This window comes from Streptomyces sp. NPDC046197 (genome assembly GCF_040646295.1).
GTDB lineage: Bacteria > Actinomycetota > Actinomycetes > Streptomycetales > Streptomycetaceae > Streptomyces.
Genome location: NZ_JBEYZY010000013.1, coordinates 130,031 through 148,416, shown reverse-complemented (window position 1 = coordinate 148,416; position 18,386 = coordinate 130,031). Strand labels below are relative to the sequence as shown.

Here is an 18,386-nt window from a genome sequence, read left to right as displayed (position 1 = left end):
CCGCCCGGCTCTCACGCCGCGGTCTGCTCCGTGTGCTCGGACGTTCGGGTGGGCAGTTCGTTGACGTTGTCCGCGGTCACGGGGCGGCGGCGCGACAGTGCCCAGAACCCGACCGCAGCGGCGGCCGCTGAGGCCGCCACCAGGACCACGCCCCCGGTGCCGTGGCCGGCGATCCAGGCCGCCGCGCCGCCGACGGCCGCCGCTGCGGGCAGCGTGAGCAGCCAGGACAGTGCGATGCGCCCGGCTACGCCCCACCGTACCCGGGCCAGTCTGCGACCCAGGCCCGCGCCCAGGATGCTGCCGGTGCACACCTGCGTGGTCGACAGGGGGAAGCCCATGTGGGACGAGGCGAGAATCACGGCAGTCGCGCTGGTCTCGGCCGCGAAGCCCTGGGGCGCCTCGATGTCGGTGAGCCCCCTGCCCATGGTGCGGATGATCCGCCAGCCGCCCATGTACGTGCCGAGCGCGATCGCCAGACCGGAGGTGAGCACCACCCACCAGGGCGGCCCGGAGCCGTGGGTGAGCACCCCGGCGGAAATGAGAGCCAGGGTGATCACGCCCATGGTCTTCTGCGCGTCGTTGGTGCCGTGTGCCAGCGCGACCAGCGACGCCGAACCGACCTGTCCCCTGCGGAATCCGCGCAGCGCCCGGCCGGGAGCCGTCCGCCCGGTGATGACGTACGCAAAGTAGGTCGCCAGCACGGCCACGACGCAGGCGACGACCGGCGAGAGGATGGCCGGGATCACGATCTTCTGCACGATCGCCCCGAATTGCACCGCGGATCCGCCGGCACCGACCCACACAGCGCCGATCAGCCCTCCGAACAGCGCATGCGACGAGCTCGACGGCAGCCCGGCGAACCAGGTCATCAGGTTCCAGAGGAGCGCGCCGACGAGCCCGGCGAAGATCATCAGCAGGGACACTCTGGCGTCGTCCACGATGCCGCCGGAAATGGTCTTGGCAACTGTCGTGGACAGGAACGCGCCCGCCAGATTCAGCACCCCCGCGACGGCGACGGCCACGCGCGGTCTCAGAGCGCCGGTGGCGATCGACGTCGCCATCGAGTTGGCCGTGTCGTGGAACCCGTTGGTGAAGTCGAAGGCCAGAGCCGTCAGAACGACGACGATGAGGAGGAACGGGGCGGTAGCCACTGGGAAACCTCCCGAGGCAGGCCGGACCTCGCGCCCGCCGTTCGTCTCAGCCCGGACGCGCCTGCCTTCCACGCTAAGCGACGCGTCCCGGGCTCGCGACCGTGAGAGGGCAGCTCACGCCCGGGGCCAGGCGAGGTACATGAAGTGAACCGGGCCCGGGCGAAGTTGGCGTCGTACGTGGCGGATGTGCTCGCCTCGATGCCGCGCCGCAAGGACCAGCGGGCCAGAAGCAACCGCTACCTGCGGGGACTGATGCTGGACGGCCGTCGCCGGCCCATTCATCGACCCTGCAGCGTGGGTGATCGACGACGTGTCGGTGCCGAAGGACGGAAGGATGTCGGTCGAGGTTGGCTCCGCAGTATTGCGGGTGGAAGGCTGATGCGTTGGTCGGGTCCCACGTGTGCGCAAGGATGCTGCACGTCAGCCTTGCTCCGATCGGGACAGAGCCTCGGTGATCAAGCGGGTGGCGAAGTCGTGGTCGCCGGCAATCCGGTTGATGTGCTCCGCGAGCAGGACGGCCGTGGCTTCCAGGGGATTCATCTCGGCGTCGGTCCAGCGCCCGTACTGCGCGCGCCACAAATTGGGACTCAGGCCGGTGCCTGCGGCGATGAGCAGGCCGGCCATGGTGGGGATGACCTCGGGTCGGAAGGTCTTGGGCATCATGCGCATCGTGGCCACGAGCGCGGGCACAACGTACTCGATGACATCCTTGTCGTGGTCCTCGCAGGCCGTCCGCAGCCACTTCATGAACATGTAAATGAGCGTGCACGCGCCGTCCAGCAGCGCATCGACTCCCGCAGGGCCCAAGGACGCGGCGAACTGGTCGACCATCTGCTGCTGTTCGGGGTCGGTCTCGGTCTTGCTGTCGTAGACGGCTTTGAGCCGAGAGTCGACCATCATGAGCGCTGCGCCCACATCGCCGATGGGAGCGTACTCGGGGCCACAGGGCGATGACACAGGACTCCTCCTCAGATGACCGCAGCAGGCAGCGCGGCATGTCCGTACGGTAGACCGCCGACCGGACGGGGGTCTGGCGAATCCCGATGGAGGGCTCCTGACGTGAGAGAGCCCGGGTCGGTGTGAAACTGGGCGCGGAAGGGGTGATCCCCGTGTCGGACCCACCGCATGCGTCCGCCGGTCCCGACGCCGCCATCGACGAGAGTCGGCTCGAAGAGCTGATCATTGAGGCGCAGACCGCCCTGCCGTTCGAGTTGTCCGCCTTGGCCAACCGTTCACCGCCCGACTGCGTGAACTGCACGACCAGCGTGAGGAAGCACTCGCCACAGCACTGGCAGCCGACAGCCCCGCCTCCGCAGACGCCATCGCACCCCAGGCCGCCGCCGCTCTGATCGCCGGAGCAGACCGCCTGCTGTTCCGACGCATCCAGGAGCTCACCCTGGCCGGCCATACCAACGACGAAATCACCGCAACGCTGCTCCCGGAAGCCGACTACACCACCGCCCTCCTCGCCGACCACCCCACTGCCGCGACCGCATGTCAGGCCGTCTCCGGCAAAGGAACACGTGAGGCTCACGGAGCCACGCAGGGCGATGGGGGAGCCCGGCGAGGCAACGGGTAGCCGTCTTCCGCAAGCAGTTCACATCAGGAAGGCGAAGGAGATGACCAGGCGCTGCGACCAACTTCTCGATCGGGATGGCCAGGAACAGGTTGTGGCCGCGCTTCCGTGACGGCCATGCCCGGATGGGTGTATGACGGCCTCACGCGTCTGGTCTCCGAAGTTGCACCCATGCCTCACCGAGAACCCGCCTCACGGCCTCGTTCAACTCGTCTCGTAGCGGCCTGATTTGGCTCCACACGAGCTCCCGCACCTCGAGCGGGGGCTCTCGGTCCAGTTGAATCATGACCAGCGGCCTGCACCGGTCAACTATGCGCCGTGCGCGCTCGTACACCTCCTCGGGCCCAACCGAGTAGATCATGTTTTCGGCGCCGTGGAGATCGTCGAAAGCCTCCCGAACATCCTGGACAACAAGTTCGGGAGTCAGGAGCGCGCGGCGAAACTGCGCCAACGAGCTCTGAAACAGGCGGTATTCGGCGTGGCGCGTATCGGTCAGCCAACGGAACCGTTCGGACTCTGCCTGATTGCGCACAAGCTCATGGCCCTGGCGTGATCAGCTTCCGAAGCCTCCAAGGCCCTGCGATGGTTGGCCTCCGCGCCCTCCAGTGCAGACCGGTGGGATGCCTCTGCCTGACGTAAGACGGCGCGCATCTGCCATCGAGCGAGAAGCACACTCACGGTGGGCCGCGGGGAAGGGGCAGGCGGTCGCGGGAGGGTCCGTGAGCAGGTTGTCCGCATACTCGCCCGTGACGAGGTACACCACGCGTTGGGCCACCGCCACGGCGTGGTCGGCGAACCGTTCGTAGTAGCGGCCGACGAGCGAGGCATCCACGGCCGTCTCACCAGTTTGGAAGATCGCGTAACTGGACGGGGGCTGACCCGCAGAGAGTCTGACCTGCGCGTTCCCGGTGCGGTCGCTGCAGCTTCCCCGCCGTTCCGTCTGGTACTGCTGGACCGGGCACGCAGAGGGCACAAACGGCTTTCCTGTTGGCCGGGGCCCGCACGGTCGCCAGCACGGTTGTATGGGCACAGGATGGACATGACGGAGCCGGCCAGCGATTCGGCAATGCAGGACGCGACAGTCGGAAGGAGGCGCGACGCCATGCCTCAGTTCATGGACGTCCACCGCGGCATGAAGGGCCTCACTGCCGACCAGCTGTTGCAGGCCCACAAGGCCGATCTCGACATCGAGAAGGAAGAAGGCGTCCACTTCGAGAAGGCCTGGGCGGACCCGGAGTCCGGCACGGTCTACTGCCTCTCTGAGGCTCCCTCGGCTGAAGCGGTCCAGCGCATCCACGAACGTGCTGGTCACCGAGCCGACGAGATCCACCCGGTTCCCCTGACCGCGTGAACACAGCCCCCCCGCCCACGGAAAACCGTAGGCGGGGGTCTCCTGCAGCTGAGCCTGTGACCTGGGTGGACGCACGGGACTGGTTGTCATCATCCGTCAACGGCGGTTCGCCCCGGACGGCCCAGATTCGCCCCCGCCCCAAGCAGATGGGACGGGCCTCAGGACGAGAGCACTTCGAGTCCACTCGAAGTGAAGAGGTGTTGAGGAGCATGCAGGGGGCGCATTGAGCGCAAGGGTGGCGGAGTCTGAGTGGCAGGGGTCAAGCTCCTGCGGCAGCTGCGTGGTCATGGGCGTCTCCTCGGCTTCGGGGAGTGCTGGAGAGCGGGGCGCCACTCCGCCGGAGCCATGCGCGGCTAGCGACTTCAGAGCCACACCCCACTCTCCCGGACCGCCAACCACCTTACGGAGCCGCTCTGGTCCATTTAGCACACGGTTGCCATTTGTGAGCTCCGCTCGGGTTGAACCTTTGACGCGGGCATCCGACGGTAACCTCCGCGCCCTTTCAGCCGGCAGTTCACGCCACGGATGGCGTTTTCGTTTACTGGAAACGGAATAGCTGTTTTTGCGTTGCGAAGGTCAATATGGCGAGGGGACTCCAGCCGGTAACAGGAGTCCCCTCTTCCACCCCGCTCATGCACTGCCGCGCCCAGGAAGGAGGGGAACGACGATTTCCGGTGGCGGGGGTTCCGCTTGTTCAGCTCACCATCCTGCCGGCCGCTGCGCAAGATCTTCCAGGTTCGGAAGCGTTCCGAATGGCGAATAGGCAGGTCAGGGCGGGGCGACGGGCTCACCGGGCAGGTCTGAGGGTGTTGCAGAGGCCCGTCCTGCGGTTGGCTTCGGGTTGGAGCTCGAGGCATTCGGAGGTCCGGCGGGGGAGCCGTCGGGACGCTGGAAAGGACCGCGAATCGAGCGGAAAACGCGAGCGGCGGTTCTTTGGATGACGGTGAATGTTCGGGTTGCTTCCAGTCGTGCCGATGGGGTTGCAGTCTCGGTCCAGACGCAGGCAAAACTGGGTGCTGTCCGCATCGCGGCCGGTAACCGGATGCGGAGCCGTGTTCGTCGGCGATCTTCGCCGCGCCCAGGAGGGGGAAAGAACTGTGTCACTAGCCGTTTCGCGATGGCGGCGCCACCAGGCGACGTCAGCAGACTTTCTTTGCGGGGCGAGTCTCACACCCGGGCACCGGATCACCGTCTTCACGGTGATCCTGCTGGTGGTGATCGTCCTTGTGTGCAGCGGGCACTCCGTCAGCGACGCCCTCGGGCTGGTCATGGCAGCAGGAGCCGCGGCCGTGCAGATCGTCTCCTGTCTGGGCGGGCAGCGCCCGGCCGCCGGCTCTCCTGGAGGCGTGTGATGACGCAGCCGGAAGACGGGCGGGTCACGGAGGGCGGCCACGTGACGTGGCCGGGCCCGCGGCGCATTCGCAACCAGAAGGAGTTCCGCATCGCCCTGGGGCAGTTGCGTGAAAGCCGGGGCATCACGCTCAAGGAGTTGGAGAAGGCCAGTGATGACGGCTCCAGGAAGCTGGCGTCCGCCACGGTCTCCAACGTGCTGAGGATGGACGCGCTGCCCAACAGAGACTTCGTGGTCAGGTTTCTGCGCGCCTGCGGTCTGAGCGACACGGAACGGGAACCGTGGTTGACGTGCTGGGAAGCGTTGGATCGGGAGGGAGGGGCACCCTCACCGGCCGGCACGCCGCAGGACCCGGTCGGCACCTCCCCAGACGCGGTTCCGGCCGGAGCTGCAGAGGCGGGCACGCCGGAAAATGCGGTTCCGGTCGGGAACGGCCCAACCGCGCCACCGGGTGGGCACGGCACGCGATGGGCGCTCCTTCTTGGCGGCCGCAGGAGGCTGCGGGCAGGCGTGGTTGTCGCCTGCACCGTGGTCGCCCTCGCGGTCGGCGTCGGGGCATGGCAGTGGCAGCGGTTGGACGACCGGCAGGCGCACGAGAAGCAGGTGCAGGACCTGGAGCGGTTCAAGAAGAAGCACTGCGGCACCCTGAATCCGAGTCTGGTCACCGGAGCCGGCGGGGAATGCACGGGCGTCACCGACGGCAGCGACGGTTCGGCCGTCTTCGGCAGCGATCTGAAGCCGGTCATGACCGCCATCGGCGCGGAGAACAGGAACGTGGCCAAGAGCGGTGACTACGTGACGATCGCGTTCCTGACACCGCTGACATCGAAGGACGCGAACAATCTGACGGTCGGCCAGTACGTCGCCGAGCTCGAGGGCGCCTACACCGCCATCGAGGAGGAGAACAGCAAGAACAGCCGGCCCAGGATCCGGCTGGTCGTGGCCAACATGGGCAGCAGCGAAAAGCAGTGGGCGCAGGCCGTCGACCAGCTCGCGGCCCGCAGGGATGCAGACCGCCTGGTGGCGGTGACCGGCATGGGACTTAGCCAGCAGGAAACCGTCGACGCCTCCCGGGCACTGAGCAAGGCCGATCTGCCCATGATCGGAGACTTGATCACCGCGGACGGTTTCGACGCCACCGGCGCGGTCGACGGCAAGGGACCGATCAACGGACTGGCCCGCGTCGCCCTCACCAACACAGACCAGCTCACCGCGATCAGCAAGGAGCTCGGACCCACCCGGCGCACCGCGGCCCTGGTCAGCACATCAGTGACGCCCAACGGAACCAGGGACCTCTACACCGAATCCCTCAACCGCGGTTTCCGCACTGTCGAAGGCCTCAAGAAGCATCTCGACGACACCTCCGACTTCACCTTCGACCCCCGCGGCGGGCCCGGCGCCATCCTGCCCACCATCAGCCAGAACCTCTGCAACACCGGCAAGACCATCGACACCGTCTACTACGCCGCCCGCGTCAAGTACCTGCCGGACTTCCTCGACGCGCTGGCCAGGAGAAGCTGCCACAGCCAGCCCATCACCGTCATCACCGGATCCGACGCAGCCGCCCTCGACCCCAAGACCGTCTCCCTCCACGACGGTGACGCCCCCATCACCGTCCTGTACGCGTCCTTCCCCAGCGCGGCCCAGTTCCGCGGCTCCGACAACCCCGACCGCGGCCTCTACGACACTTTCGCCAAGGCCTTCACCTCCCCGCACCACGGACAGCAATTCCCCGGGGAACACCTCACCAGCAGCTACTGGGCCATCGTCGCCCACGACGCCGTCCTGACCGCCGCAACCGCCCTTCACAACGCCGCCGCCAACGGCGACGGCCCACCCAGCCTGCCCAACCGCTACGCCGTCAGAAACGAACTCTACGCACTGCGCAACGGTGCCGTACCCGGCGCAAGCGGCCGCTTCGGCATCGACAACAAGGGAAACCGCACCAACACGACCACCATCACCACCGTCCACCGCCTCGGCCAACCCCTGCCCGCATCCACCCAGCACCCCAGCTGAACGACCACGATGAACCCATGGGGGCAGACCGGCACAGGTCTGCCCCCGTCGGCCTGTCACATCACGGACTTACACGATCTTTCAGACACGCTCCACCGGCCCACCATGGAGCGGGCTTGTTGTCAGTGGACGGCCTGGTGAAGAGGCGCGCGCGAGCTGTGCTCATGTCTGCGTGGGCTTGCGGGCGAGGATCTGGATCCCCCTTGACTCATGCCCGTTCATGGTGGCCACCGTGACGATCCGGGTGTCGACGGTTTCGAACCCGGCGAGCAGGGTGGAGAGCCACTCGCGGGAGTGATGGCGGCAGACCGCACCGTCGCCGGTTTCGAACACGCCGTAGCTGCCGTAGAGATCGGCATAGCGGTTGTATCGGCTGCGGTTGCGTTCGTCGTCCTGCAGCAGAAGGTCGCTGATGTAGAGCACCCCGCCGGGCTTGAGGACGCGGTTCAGCTCGGCGATCAACCGGTGCTGGGCTTCATCGCCGGGGACGCAGGTCAGCACGGCGAAGAGCAGGACCGCATCGAATCCGGCGTCCAGGTAGGGCGAGAGCGGTGGTGCATCCAGGGCTGCAAAGCGCATGGTGGGGTGCAGGTGGCGTGCCCGTTCGATCATTCCTGACGAGACGTCGGCCCCCGTGAGGTTGTCGAAGCCGTGCCGTTCGAGCTCCTCCATGATGCGGCCGTAGCCGCATCCGTAGTCGAGGATCGCGGCCTGCCTGCCGATTCCGTCGAGCCAGGGCAGATGCAGTGGGTGGGTGAACGTCTTCGTGGCAGCGGCGGCATCCCAGTAGGAAACCTGGCTGTCGAGACCGGACATGGCGGATGCCTCCCTGAGGGCTTGGCTGAAGCCGATCATGCTGCCATGGTGGTGGGGCGTTCGACGGGTTGGCCCCGCTCGAAGCGTCCACTTGCCCGGACAAGCGCAACCAGGTGAGGCGCGTTCACTGGCACTGGTGTGCTGTGTCCTCATATGGCTGCCCGGGCCGCGTTCGGGGCTCGGGGCCCGTTTACGGGTTGCCGCTTTCCAGTTCCTCAAAAAGACAGCGCACCGATTTGTGCGGCGGGCACACCGCTGGCTCATCAGTCCGCCGCTTGCTGGAGACCGTCGAGGATGAGGTCCAGTCCGAATGCGAACTCGTCGCCGTAGGCGTACCCGGGACGCATGACGTGGGCGGTCGCGATCTCGGTGAGGTACGGCGTAAGTACGCGGAGACGGAACCGGGAGCAGTGACGATGCGGAACATGAGCGAGCCGACCGCAACCGCCGGCGGGACCAGGACGATGGTGGCCGTCGTGCAGCAGCGCTACGGCGCCGAGCCGGAAGCCGTGCTGCACGTGGCGCGGCTGGCCCGGCCCAGCATCGGGCCCGGTGAGGTGCTGGTGCGGGTGCGAGCCTCCAGCGTGGACCGGGGCACCTGGCACATGATGGCCGGCATGCCGTACGCGGTCCGGCCCGTGAGCGGGCTGCGCAGGCCGAGGCTCCCCAACCCCGGCCGCAACATCGCCGGCGTCATCGAGGCGGTCGGGTCCGACGTGACCGGGTTCGCGCCCGGCGACGCGGTCTACGGCACAGCAGTCGCCGCGTTCGCCGAATACGCCGCCGCCCGTCCCGACAGGATCGCTCCCAAGCCGACCGGACTCACCTTCGAGGAGGCGGCGACGGTACCCGTCAGCGCGCTCACCGCACTCCAGGCGGTCCGCGACAAGGGTCAGGTCCAGGAGGGCCAGCAGGTTCTGATCACGGGAGCGGCCGGTGGCGTGGGCACCTTCGCCGTCCAACTCGCCCATGCCTTCGGTGCCCGGGTCACGGCCGTCGCGAGCACTCCAAGCTCGACGCCGTACAGGCGCTGGGCGCCGACCAAGTGATCGACTACACCCGCGAGGACTTCCTCACCGGCCCGCGACGCTACGACGCCGTCATCGACATCGCGGGCAACCGCGGTCTGCGGGATCTGCGCCGCGCCCTCACACCCCGCGGCAGGCTGGTCATCACCGGTGGCGAGACGAACGGGCCCTGGCTCGGCGGCACGGACCGGCAGCTCCGCGCACAGATGCTGTCTCCGTTCACCCGCCAGTATCTGGGCACCTTCATTTCTTCGGAGCACGCCGATGGACTGCACGACCTGACCGGTCTCATCGACGCGGGCGCGCTCAGCCCCGTCATCGATCGCGTCTACCCGCTCTCCGAGACTGCCGCAGCCGTCCGACACCTTCTCGACGGCAGCGTCACGGGCAAGCTGGCGCTCGCCCTGCCCGCCGAGTGACGCCGCGGGCCGACGCCGACGTCCGCGAAGGGGCGGGCGAGGCTGCGCCGCCTGCTGTCGGCCGCGCACGCGCAGGCCTTGGGCGGATCGCCGGTGGTGTCGTGGCCGGTGCTGCAGCAGTACGTCGGCGGGGACCTGGTGGTGCTGCTCGGACCGGCCTCGCATCCGGCCCAGGGGCCCGAGCCGAATGCGACTCCCGGGCCCCGCCACGTGCACGTATGCTCCGCCTCGTTGGATGGTCTTGTGCCGCCCTGGAAGCTGATGGAGGAAGGACCCCCATGTTCGGACTGTTCGTACGCTTCACGTGCAAGGACGAAGCGGCGGCGGCTGCCTTCGACGACCTGGTGGCGCGAACCGGCGAGCAGATCCGTGCAAACGAACCCGGAACGGTCATCTACGCCGTGCACCGTGTCGCCGGCCACCCGTTGCAGCGCGTCTTCTACGAGCTCTACAGGGACAACAGCGCTTTCGAGGAACACGAGTCGAAGGACTACGTGCGCACTTTCCTCGCCGAGCGGGACAAGTACCTCGCAGCCACGGAGGTCGATCGCCTGGACTTCGTGTCCGGCAAGGGTGTGGAAGCCGAACACTGAGTACCGGAATACGTTGATGGCCGATGGCGCGATGCCCCAGCCGGCTCGCCTGGAGAGGCGGGAGCCGGCCAGGGCATCCCAGGCAGCCTGACCTCCGCACCCGTTCTTGCGGGATCAGTTCAGTGGACGGCACAGGAGGGCGTCGGGGACTCCGTAGTGCAGCCATTTCCAGGTGTAGGCGACGCCGGCGACGTACTCGTCGTCCGCGCACTGGCCCTTGTAGTAGCCCGGTGCCCAGTCGCTGTCCGTCGATCCGCCGGTGGCGGGGCGGTTGTCGCCGTGGTCGAACCACACGTTGCGGCCGGAGGTGGGCAGCGGTTTGAAGGAAGGTGCGCACAGCAGGGCGGACATGGAGTTGCCGTTGACGCTGTAGCCGACGGCGAAGGTGTTGTCGGGGCACTGGAGCTTGTTGTAGCCGGAGGCCCAGTCGCCGTGGGTGACATAGCGTTCGTCGGTGACGGTCACCCAGTCACCGGTGGATTTCGGGGGTTGGTTGGCGTCCGTGCACAGACCTCGGCTGTCGCTGCGGCCGAGACCGACCAGCCGCTGGGTGTCGGGGCAGTTGCCTTTGCGGTTGCCGGGGCTCCAGCCAGGCAGGGCGAGCATGCGGGTGGAGACGTTCTGGTCGCCGAAGTCGAGATCGAGCATGTTCCAGTGGCTGACCTGGGGAACCGTGCCGGTGCGGCCGGGTGCTTCGATCAGCTTCTTCCAGTCGGCTGCGCGCCAGTCGCCGGGGTCGTCGACGCTCAGCCGCTTGCCGGTGGCGTCATACGAGATCAGGGCCCAGTTGTCCTGCGGCTTGCCCTTGGCATCGGTCCAGCCGATCAGCGGCCAGATGGCGAAGTCGTTGTCGTTCTTGACCAGGATGTCGGTGAAACGGTCGAACCAGACCTGTTCCTTGCCATCGGTCGAGCCGCGGCCGGCGACCCCGAACTCGCTGATCCAGACCGGGGCGGTGAAGTGCTGACCGGACCGCGTGATGAACAGGGCTTCGTCGTTGACGACCTGGGCCAGCTGTTCGGAGGTGAAGTCGTGGTAGCGCGGATCGCTGGTGTTGCCCCAGTAGCCGTCCGCGCCGGTGTGGGCCGGCCCGGTGTAACCGTAGAAGTGGGCGGAGTAGACGAGTTTCCCTGAAGTGATGAGAGTGGGGGAGAGGTTGGCGACCGGGGTGAGCATCGGCCTGCCGTGACTGAAGAGGGCCGAGGGGACGCCCTGCCAGTTGATTCCCTCCATGATGATCAGCATGTCGGGGTCGGCCTGGAGGATCTTGTTGCCGGCTTCCTCGAAGGCCGCGTACAAGTCCTTGTCGTTGCCCCAGCCCCAGTTGGGGTTGTCCCAGGTGTCACGGCGGACCTCGTTGCGCAGGTCCGCGCCGACCACTCGCTTGTTCGCTTTGTAGCGGTTCACCATGAACAGCCAGTCGTTCACCCACTGCTGGGTGGACTGGCCGCTGTTCCACCGCTCGTTGCCGTCCAGGCTGCAGCAGAACCGGTAGCTGGTGGTGTGGTTGTTCAGTATGACCGCGAAGCCGTCGGCGGTCAGTGCCTCTACGACCGCGTCGTAGACCTGCAGGGGGGTCTTGCCCTTCAGTTGCGGGTTGGCGGCGACGGCGGCGTCCGGCACCGGGGTCGTGTCGTGGATCAGCGCATTGGCGTAGGGCAGCCGGATACTGTTCAGCCCCAGGCGGTGGAAGTCGGCGAGGATCGTGCTGATGGGCGTCCGGTCCAGGCCCAGCGGGATGTTGTGGGACATCTGGTGGGCCTGATGCGTCGCCGGATCGTTGACGTCGCCGCTGCCTTCCCATGTGCCCTGCGCTCCGGCCCAGTTGCCCGCCTTCAGCTTGAAGCGGTTGCCGGAGGCATCGACGATGTAGCGTCCGCGGGTGCTCAGCGGGCCTTTCCACGATGCGGCGAGCCGGGCACCGGTCGGCGCAGCCGGTGCAGCGGAGCCGGCGCCGATGCCGGCGGCCGGCGCCGCCGAAGAGGGAGCCGCCGAGGCGAGGTTGAGGAGGGTCAGGGTCGTCGCGACCGTCAAGGCCCGCACGCGAAGTCTCCGACCTGCACCAGCCGATCTGTCGGATCTCATGGTTGTTGCCTCCGTGAGGATGAGGGGGGTGGGCAACTGCCCTGGTTCAGGCCGCAGGGGAAGTCCATGGTGAGGATCCAACTCGTCGTCCCCAGCGTGGAAGGCCGCGCGGCGCCTTCTCCCTTTGCCTCACAGAGCCCTGAACATGCTTGCGGGTTCCCTGTGCGTTCGCAAGGGTGACTGGCGTAGGACGCCGGGTGCCGGGTCGAGATCGATGCCCCTGGTCGTGCTCACCGATCCGTCACTCGGGCGCTGCCGGGCCGCCCGCTTGGTCGTGATGAGAGCCGGAACGTCCCGTCAAGGGCGCCTTCGGCGTCGGCTGCGGCAATGACCTTCGGTCTACCCTTGACCGGCCATTCCGACTCTTGGCTGGGCTGGTTGTGGGGCGGCCCCTCCCGTGTGGCGCCCGGTCAGCCGGCCTGCGCTTTGTCCGGAACTTGGCCTTGGCCTTGGCTTGACGTTTTGATCAACCTTCGGACAACCCACCTCGCGAAAGCGAGGTCAATCAAGATCCAGGGCTTCAACAGGTAACCCGGCCGAGCGTGGCGCGCGCTGAGAACGGGACGAACTCGATTCGCACGGAGTCAGTGCGCGGCAGGACAATCGCGACTCCGGTGGACGTGGTCCACTCCTGCGGGAGCAACACGTACTGGTTTGCCGACTCCATGAGAAGCGTGAGACCTTCGTAGCGGAAAGGGTAGGCAGACTTCGTGTCGCGGCAACGGACCTCACGAACACCAGGTGCCCCGATGCCGAGTCTGCGCTCGCTGTACAGCACGGCTGTGGGGGAGTTGGCCAGCTGCGACGCCTGTTGCTCTGCGCGGCCACGGCCCACGGCGGCGGCGTAGTCGTTGGCGGCCCATATCAGGCTCAGCCCGACCAGTGCGAACACCACCCCCCACTCGGCAACGGCGGCCCATTCAAACCGCACAGCGTCGATGACTTCGACCATGATTGTGTCAATCCTCTGGTTCGGCCCGAGCCACCGCCCACGGCGCGTACGCGCGAATGCCACCGCATACGCCTTTCACCTGAGGAGTGCAGAACTCCCGAGGATGCACAGGCCCCCCGGCAAGTCCCTTCGTTCCAGGTCCGGGGGTACTCCTCGCTTGTTTGATCAGGCCTCGAGCACTTGGAGTCGTGAAAGGGGGAGCCCAACCCCCGAGCCCTATCGTCGACATGACATTGGGTCACTCAGTGGTGGGCGCTGTGATTCCGTGCCCCGTCCACCGTAAGCGGTCGGTCAGGACGCGTCCGCCACAGCCTGCGCATCCGCCTGGGGCTCCTTCGACATGGCGGACGCGGTCTTGCCCGAGCCGCCGCCACGGCTGAGGTGCACACCGATCGCTGACGTCGACAGACTCAGTACGGCGGCTGCGCACCAGGCGATCCGGAAGTCGTGACGTGAGGCGGCATCGACGTGGGAGCCGACCACCGCGATCAGGACGGCGACGCCGACCGTGGCCGAGATCTGGCGGACGGAGTTGACGAGCGCCGACCCGGTCGCCGCACGGTGCCCCGGCAGGGCGTGCACACCGGCGGCCACCAGAGTCCCCAGGGCCAGACCGACACCCGCACCGGTCATCACCTGGCTGGGCAGCAGATCACGCAGATAGTCCGGGGTGACGGACGCGAAGCACGCGCGCCAGACCATGCCACCCGTGAACAGCAGCCCGCCCGCGGCGATCAGCGGACCGTGCCCGAAGCGGTGCGCGGCGCGGGCGGTCAGTAGGGTGACGACCGGCACGAGGGCGGGACCGGGAACCAGGGCGACACCGGTGCGCAGCGCGCTCCAGTGCCAGACCTCCTGGCACCACAGCACGTTCGACAGCAGCATGATCGCGAAGGCGACGCCGAACACGAGGGATCCCGCGTTCGCCGCTCCGAAGCGCGGCAGCCGCAGCAGGTGCAGCTCGAACAGCGGGCGGGCGTGCCGCAGGGACCTGAGGACGAACGCGGCGCCGCTGATCACGGCAACGGCCAGGAGCAGTACGGTGCTGCCGCTCGTCCAGCCCCAGTCGGGTGCCTGAACCAGCGCCCCGGACAGCGCCGCGACCGAGGAGATGACCAGCAGGGCGCCGAGGAGGTCGGGCAGGGGTCCGACCTCCCGGGCGGCCGGCCTCGGCAGGACGGATCGGCCTGCGATGAGCGCCGCGATGCCGATGGGCACATTGACGGCGAAGACCCACCGCCAGTCGACCTCGACCAGGAGGCCGCCGGCGACGGGCCCGGCAGCCGCGGCGAGTCCGCCGACTGCGGCCCAGCTCCGGGTGGCGTGAGTGCGGCGCTCCGCCGGCACCGCCGCCAGCAGCAGGGCCAGGGACGTCGGGATCTGGGCGGATGCCCCGACGGCCTGCACCACCCGGGCCACGACGAGGGTCCCCAGGTTCGGGGCCAGGGCACAGCCCACCGACGCGAGGGTGAAGACGGTGATCCCGGTGAGGAAGACCGGCCGCTGGCCCATGCGGTCACCGGCGCGCCCGGCCACCACCAGCAGCGCGGCGAGGGTGATCGCGTAGGCGTTGAGGACCCAGGACAGCGAACCGAGGGTCGTGCCCCTGCCGCCCCCCGAGAAGGTCGCTCCCATGGCCGGAAGCGCGACGTTGACGATCCACAGATCCAGATTGGTCATGAAGACCGCCACCAGGACGACTGCGGTGGGCGTTCGAGGGTGCTTTGAAAGTCGAAGCATCATGGGCATGGCGCAAGCCAAGCACGTCATGGTTTGGAAATCAAACCATGCTGGTGTGATACTGGGGTTGTGACCAAGCGTATCGATCCCCAGGGCATGTCCGGACGTCCCTGCTCGCTTGCCGCCGCCCTGCAGGTGGTCGGTGACCGATGGGCCCTGCCGGCGATCCGCGAGGTCATGCTCGGCAACCACCGGTTCCGGCAGATCGCCAGGAACACCGGCGCCCCCACGGATCGCCTGGCGGCGCGTCTGAAGGCGCTGGTGGAGAGCGGTGTCCTCGAACGGCGCCCGCTGCCGGACGACGCACGCCACAGCGGCTACTACCTGACGGAGGCGGGACGCGACCTGGCGGGCATCACCCGCGAGCTCATCGGCTGGGGCGACCGCTGGGCCGTCACCTCGCCGCCCGTTCGGCTCCTTCACCGGGATCACGAACTGGTCACCCACACGGTCTGCGAGACCTGCGGCGAGCAGGTCCACGCCGAGGAAGTCCACCGGGAGGAGATGATCCCCGGCTGGGACCGGTCCGGCCCCGTGCAAGCCCCGTAGTCCGTGCGGTGGTGGTCGGTCCCGCCCCGCAACGGGTGTATGGGGAGCCGCCACCCCCAGTGCCAGCCCCGAGCTGGGCGTCCGGCTGCTGCTCGCCGCGGTATCTCGCCCCACACCGGCTGAGTACGCGTACCCACTCCTTGCCGGGTAGCCGCGCCCATCCGCCGCGCCGCTCCGCCCGCATACCGTCCCCGTATGCCCGAGAAGACCACACAGACCAGCACCACGACCGCCCCGACCAAGTCGGAATCCCCTCGTGCCGTCCTCCGGGGCCTCGGATGCGGCTGCGCCGCGCTCGTCGTCGTACTCGTTCTGGTCGTCCAGCTCGCATCGGGCTCATGGGGATCGACTGACATTCCCCGCGTCGCGCCCGAGGACATGGCGAGCCGCGCCTTCCAGCTTTCACAGGACTCGTACGACGTCATGGGGTTCAAGCGTGTTGCACAGCCAGGAGTCGAGAAGATCGGCGTCAGTACGGAGAACACGTTCAGCTCCGAATTCTGCTACGACGGGGGCCTTCTGGGGCTTGAGGACAAGACCGTCGACGGCGCCTACCGGATGAACCACAGCTGGGCGCTGGATCACGTCCCCGCGAGCCAGGCCGTCCCCGGCCTCCGCCGACTGCACCGGCACCTGAAGGACACCGGCTGGAAGGTCTCCTCCTACCGTGAGGGCGGAAGGAACAAGGACTGGGACCTGTACGTCGAGAAGGACGACGGGGCCGAGCGGATGTCCTTCACCTGGTACCCGGACCGGGAGTACTTCACCGGCGGCGCCGCCGTGCCCTGCGCATACGACCCCAACTGGAAGACCGGTGATGTCGGCCCGTCCGGGGACGACCAGATGCCGCCCGCCCTCGGGCCCGCGCAGCATGACTAGGAGATCAACGCTGCGCTCTGCTGCAGGCAGTGCCATGCCCCAGTTCCCTGGCCCACTCCTGCAATTCCCGCTCGGCAAGGCTGGTGCCCAGCCAGTCGTGGTCGAGGTCGACTCCTGGAAGGGACGGTACGACCGCGACGTAGAGCCCGGCAGCACGGGCCGAGGCGATGCCTGTGGCCGAGTCCTCGAAGGCGACGGAACCCTTCGGGGCCACACCGAGTGTCTCGCAAGCCGTGAGGTAGAGCTCTGGTGCGGGTTTGGGGGAACGTACCTCGTCAGCGGCGAACGAGTGGGTGAAGCAGTCGGCGAGGCCGGCCGACCACAGTGCCGCGTCCAGCAGTTCCCGGGGGCTGTTGCTGGCTACGGCGATGGGCACGGCTGCGCGGCAGGCGCGCACCAGTTCCGCCGCCCCGGGGAGCGCTGTGGCGCCTTGGGAAAGCTCCTTGCGGACTCCTTCGAGGAGCTCGGCGGCGAGTTCGGCTCCGGCGCCGGGGCATCCGAGGTATTGGGCCATGGCTTCTCCGGCGGCCTCCACGGTTCGTCCGATGACGAGGGCCTTCTGTTCGGGACCGAAGGGATGGCCGTGCGCCGCGAAGATGGCCGTTTCCGCAAGTCCAGCATGCTTCGGTGTCGACGAGCAAGCCGTCGCAGTCGAAGACCACTGCCTCGGTGCTGGTGGGGAGCGAACGCATGCAGATGTCCTTTCGCTTCGGGTGATGCGGGGTTGCCCGTGTGGCGACCTTCGGTGGTCCTGCGGTGCGTCGACAGCTACCTCACTGCCCGAGCGCGAGCCGGATGCCGAAGGCGGCGATGACCGTGCCGGTGATGCGGTCGAGGTAGCGGCGGGCCGAAGGCCGTTGCAGACGGTCTCGGAGCACGCGCGCGAATGCGATCAGCGCGCAGGACCAGACGACGGCCAGGAGGATGTGGACACCGGCCAGGAGCACGCCCAGAGCAACGTGCGAGGCGCCGGTGGGGATGAACTGCGGGAGCACGGCAACGTAGAAGGCGCCCGGGCTCCTCGCGCCCGCAACCAGCTGCCGCGCTCGGGAGCACCCGGCGGGATCGGGTTTCCTTCCTGGTCGAATACCTGCCACAGCGCACGTTCCAGGTGAACGAACGGCATGGCCGCTCGTTCACGGGCGCGCGAGCGGCTCGTGACTGCGGGCCCGAAGTCATTGATCAGTCGGCTGACGGGCTCCTCGGCCTCGCTGTAGGTGACCGCGGTGTTGCCCGATGCCGCCAGCCTCCCCAACAGCCACAGCATCAGAAGTGGTTTGTGCGGGGCTCTGCGGCTGCCTATCTGTGCCTGGCGCAGCCCCGACAGAGCGCTCAGCAATTCGATGCGGGTCATCACCAGACAACCTTGCCACCAGCCGGCGCCCACCTGCTGCGGCCCCGGAAGGCCGTAGTGGTGTGATGGCGGAGACCGGCGCTTCACCGCGTTCCGCGCACGACGCCTGCGTGGCCGAAAGTGCTCGGCGTCTGGGCCGGGACCGGTCATCGGAGTTCGTCTGTGGCGTAATTGCTGGGCGAGCCCGCTTGTGCACAGCCACTCACCAAGACCACAACGCACCGAACCGACAGGAGACAGCGCCCCATGACCGCACCGGTGAAGGGCCCCGCCAGCTACTTCCCCTCGATCGAGAAGAAGTACGGACGCCCGATAGCGGAGTGGAAGGACCTTATCCGTACGTCGTCGCTGACCAAGCACATGGAACTCGTCGCCTGGCTCAAGGCCGAACACGGCCTGGGACACGGCCACGCCAATGCACTGGTCGCGCACACCCTGGCCGAAGATACCAATCAGTAGCCCTCACACGCCGGGGCTCGACCACCGGCAGCCGAACGGCCTCGGCGGCGAGCGACACGAATGC

The 18,386-nt window shown here is 67.8% G+C and carries 18 protein-coding genes and 3 pseudogenes; 11 read left to right on the top strand and 10 right to left on the bottom strand.

Annotation, left to right across the window (positions count from 1 at the left end; all coding sequences use genetic code 11):
* Positions 1-11 precede the first annotated feature (11 nt).
* Positions 12-1,151, bottom strand: a complete 1,140-nt coding sequence (locus AB0A61_RS20285; RefSeq protein WP_361293617.1) for an inorganic phosphate transporter — start codon at positions 1,149-1,151, stop codon at positions 12-14.
* 144 nt (positions 1,152-1,295) lie between these two features.
* Between AB0A61_RS20285 and AB0A61_RS20280 the strand changes: the two are divergent.
* Positions 1,296-1,519 (top strand): annotated as a pseudogene (locus AB0A61_RS20280) (transposase); the annotation flags it as partial.
* Between the two features lie 52 nt (positions 1,520-1,571).
* On the opposite strand, the gene AB0A61_RS20275 reads toward AB0A61_RS20280, so the two are convergent.
* Positions 1,572-2,108: a hypothetical protein gene (locus AB0A61_RS20275; protein WP_361293614.1), complete on the bottom strand. Its 537-nt coding sequence runs from the start codon at positions 2,106-2,108 to the stop codon at positions 1,572-1,574.
* Positions 2,109-3,100: 992 nt separating this feature from the next.
* Between AB0A61_RS20275 and AB0A61_RS20270 the strand changes: the two genes are divergently transcribed.
* The gene (locus AB0A61_RS20270; RefSeq protein ID WP_361293611.1) at positions 3,101-3,280 is read left to right on the top strand and encodes a hypothetical protein; all 180 of its coding nucleotides are present in this window, start codon (positions 3,101-3,103) and stop codon (positions 3,278-3,280) included.
* Here the strand turns inward: AB0A61_RS20270 and AB0A61_RS20265 are convergent.
* Positions 3,281-3,580 (bottom strand): annotated as a pseudogene (locus AB0A61_RS20265) (hypothetical protein); the annotation flags it as partial.
* Between the two features lie 249 nt (positions 3,581-3,829).
* On the opposite strand from AB0A61_RS20265, the gene AB0A61_RS20260 reads away from it, so the two are divergent.
* From AB0A61_RS20260 to AB0A61_RS20250, 3 genes are all read left to right on the top strand, one after another.
* Positions 3,830-4,078 (top strand): SCO4226 family nickel-binding protein, encoded by a 249-nt coding sequence (locus AB0A61_RS20260; RefSeq protein ID WP_361293608.1) that lies wholly within the window; start codon positions 3,830-3,832, stop codon positions 4,076-4,078.
* A gap of 1,199 nt (positions 4,079-5,277) precedes the next feature.
* Positions 5,278-5,430 carry a hypothetical protein gene (locus AB0A61_RS20255; protein ID WP_361293605.1) on the top strand — a complete coding sequence of 51 codons (153 nt, stop codon included), beginning with the start codon at positions 5,278-5,280 and terminating at the stop codon, positions 5,428-5,430.
* Positions 5,430-7,448 carry a helix-turn-helix domain-containing protein gene (locus AB0A61_RS20250; protein ID WP_361293602.1) on the top strand — a complete coding sequence of 673 codons (2,019 nt, stop codon included), beginning with the start codon at positions 5,430-5,432 and terminating at the stop codon, positions 7,446-7,448. The genes AB0A61_RS20255 and AB0A61_RS20250 overlap by 1 nt, the downstream gene beginning before the upstream one ends.
* Before the next feature lie 162 nt (positions 7,449-7,610).
* Here the strand turns inward: AB0A61_RS20250 and AB0A61_RS20245 are convergent, their stop codons facing one another.
* A complete protein-coding gene (locus tag AB0A61_RS20245) occupies positions 7,611-8,303 on the bottom strand; it encodes a class I SAM-dependent methyltransferase (RefSeq protein WP_361293599.1) in 693 nt (230 codons plus the stop codon).
* A 386-nt stretch (positions 8,304-8,689) separates the two neighbouring features.
* Between AB0A61_RS20245 and AB0A61_RS20240 the strand changes: the two genes are divergently transcribed.
* The 3 genes from AB0A61_RS20240 (at position 8,690) to AB0A61_RS20230 (ending at position 10,304) form a co-directional block, all read left to right on the top strand.
* On the top strand, positions 8,690-9,313 hold the full coding sequence (locus AB0A61_RS20240; RefSeq protein WP_361293596.1) for an NAD(P)-dependent alcohol dehydrogenase: 624 nt from the start codon (positions 8,690-8,692) through the stop codon (positions 9,311-9,313).
* Positions 9,310-9,711 (top strand): zinc-binding dehydrogenase, encoded by a 402-nt coding sequence (locus AB0A61_RS20235; protein ID WP_361293593.1) that lies wholly within the window; start codon positions 9,310-9,312, stop codon positions 9,709-9,711. Before AB0A61_RS20240 ends, AB0A61_RS20235 begins: the two co-directional genes overlap by 4 nt.
* 278 nt (positions 9,712-9,989) lie before the next feature.
* Positions 9,990-10,304, top strand: coding sequence for an antibiotic biosynthesis monooxygenase (locus AB0A61_RS20230; protein WP_361293590.1), 315 nt, complete (start codon positions 9,990-9,992; stop codon positions 10,302-10,304).
* Between the two features lie 114 nt (positions 10,305-10,418).
* On the opposite strand, the gene AB0A61_RS20225 is transcribed toward AB0A61_RS20230, so the two are convergent.
* The 3 genes from AB0A61_RS20225 to AB0A61_RS20215 form a co-directional block, all read right to left on the bottom strand.
* Complete coding sequence (locus AB0A61_RS20225) at positions 10,419-12,347, bottom strand: cellulase family glycosylhydrolase (RefSeq protein WP_361293587.1); 1,929 nt, start codon at positions 12,345-12,347, stop codon at positions 10,419-10,421.
* 562 nt (positions 12,348-12,909) lie between these two features.
* Positions 12,910-13,341, bottom strand: coding sequence for a hypothetical protein (locus AB0A61_RS20220; RefSeq protein ID WP_361293585.1), 432 nt, complete (start codon positions 13,339-13,341; stop codon positions 12,910-12,912).
* 291 nt (positions 13,342-13,632) lie between these two features.
* A complete protein-coding gene (locus tag AB0A61_RS20215; protein WP_361293582.1) occupies positions 13,633-15,081 on the bottom strand; it encodes an MFS transporter in 1,449 nt (482 codons plus the stop codon).
* A gap of 69 nt (positions 15,082-15,150) precedes the next feature.
* Here AB0A61_RS20215 and AB0A61_RS20210 point away from each other — a divergent pair, with 69 nt between their 5' ends.
* Both AB0A61_RS20210 and AB0A61_RS20205 read left to right on the top strand, forming a co-directional pair.
* On the top strand, positions 15,151-15,630 hold the full coding sequence (locus AB0A61_RS20210) for a helix-turn-helix domain-containing protein (RefSeq protein WP_361293579.1): 480 nt from the start codon (positions 15,151-15,153) through the stop codon (positions 15,628-15,630).
* A 195-nt stretch (positions 15,631-15,825) separates the two neighbouring features.
* Complete coding sequence (locus tag AB0A61_RS20205; protein ID WP_361293576.1) at positions 15,826-16,509, top strand: hypothetical protein; 684 nt, start codon at positions 15,826-15,828, stop codon at positions 16,507-16,509.
* Between the two features lie 4 nt (positions 16,510-16,513).
* Here AB0A61_RS20205 and AB0A61_RS20200 read toward each other — a convergent pair whose 3' ends face one another.
* From AB0A61_RS20200 to AB0A61_RS20190, 3 genes and pseudogenes are all read right to left on the bottom strand, one after another.
* Positions 16,514-17,023: an HAD family hydrolase gene (locus AB0A61_RS20200; RefSeq protein WP_361293573.1), complete on the bottom strand. Its 510-nt coding sequence runs from the start codon at positions 17,021-17,023 to the stop codon at positions 16,514-16,516.
* Between the two features lie 259 nt (positions 17,024-17,282).
* Entirely contained in the window at positions 17,283-17,504 is a 222-nt protein-coding gene (locus AB0A61_RS20195; protein ID WP_361293570.1) for a LysE family transporter, read from the bottom strand.
* Between the two features lie 20 nt (positions 17,505-17,524).
* Positions 17,525-17,863, bottom strand: a pseudogene (locus AB0A61_RS20190) (restriction endonuclease); the annotation flags it as partial.
* A gap of 246 nt (positions 17,864-18,109) precedes the next feature.
* On the opposite strand from AB0A61_RS20190, the gene AB0A61_RS20185 reads away from it, so the two are divergent.
* Positions 18,110-18,322 carry a DUF4287 domain-containing protein gene (locus tag AB0A61_RS20185; protein ID WP_361293567.1) on the top strand — a complete coding sequence of 71 codons (213 nt, stop codon included), beginning with the start codon at positions 18,110-18,112 and terminating at the stop codon, positions 18,320-18,322.
* The last annotated feature ends 64 nt before the right edge of the window (positions 18,323-18,386 follow it).

Excerpts from the sequence above, each read along its gene's own strand:
- AB0A61_RS20215 (WP_361293582.1), bottom strand. The coding sequence starts at position 15,081 with ATGCTTCGACTTTCAAAGCACCCTCGAACGCCCACCGCAGTCGTCCTG.
- AB0A61_RS20250 (WP_361293602.1), top strand. The coding sequence starts at position 5,430 with ATGACGCAGCCGGAAGACGGGCGGGTCACGGAGGGCGGCCACGTGACG.
- AB0A61_RS20230 (WP_361293590.1), top strand. The coding sequence starts at position 9,990 with ATGTTCGGACTGTTCGTACGCTTCACGTGCAAGGACGAAGCGGCGGCG.
- AB0A61_RS20260 (WP_361293608.1), top strand. The coding sequence starts at position 3,830 with ATGCCTCAGTTCATGGACGTCCACCGCGGCATGAAGGGCCTCACTGCC.
- AB0A61_RS20205 (WP_361293576.1), top strand. The coding sequence starts at position 15,826 with ATGCCCGAGAAGACCACACAGACCAGCACCACGACCGCCCCGACCAAG.
- AB0A61_RS20240 (WP_361293596.1), top strand. The coding sequence starts at position 8,690 with ATGAGCGAGCCGACCGCAACCGCCGGCGGGACCAGGACGATGGTGGCC.
- AB0A61_RS20220 (WP_361293585.1), bottom strand. The coding sequence starts at position 13,341 with ATGGTCGAAGTCATCGACGCTGTGCGGTTTGAATGGGCCGCCGTTGCC.
- AB0A61_RS20245 (WP_361293599.1), bottom strand. The coding sequence starts at position 8,303 with ATGATCGGCTTCAGCCAAGCCCTCAGGGAGGCATCCGCCATGTCCGGT.
- AB0A61_RS20200 (WP_361293573.1), bottom strand. The coding sequence starts at position 17,023 with ATGGCCCAATACCTCGGATGCCCCGGCGCCGGAGCCGAACTCGCCGCC.
- AB0A61_RS20185 (WP_361293567.1), top strand. The coding sequence starts at position 18,110 with ATGACCGCACCGGTGAAGGGCCCCGCCAGCTACTTCCCCTCGATCGAG.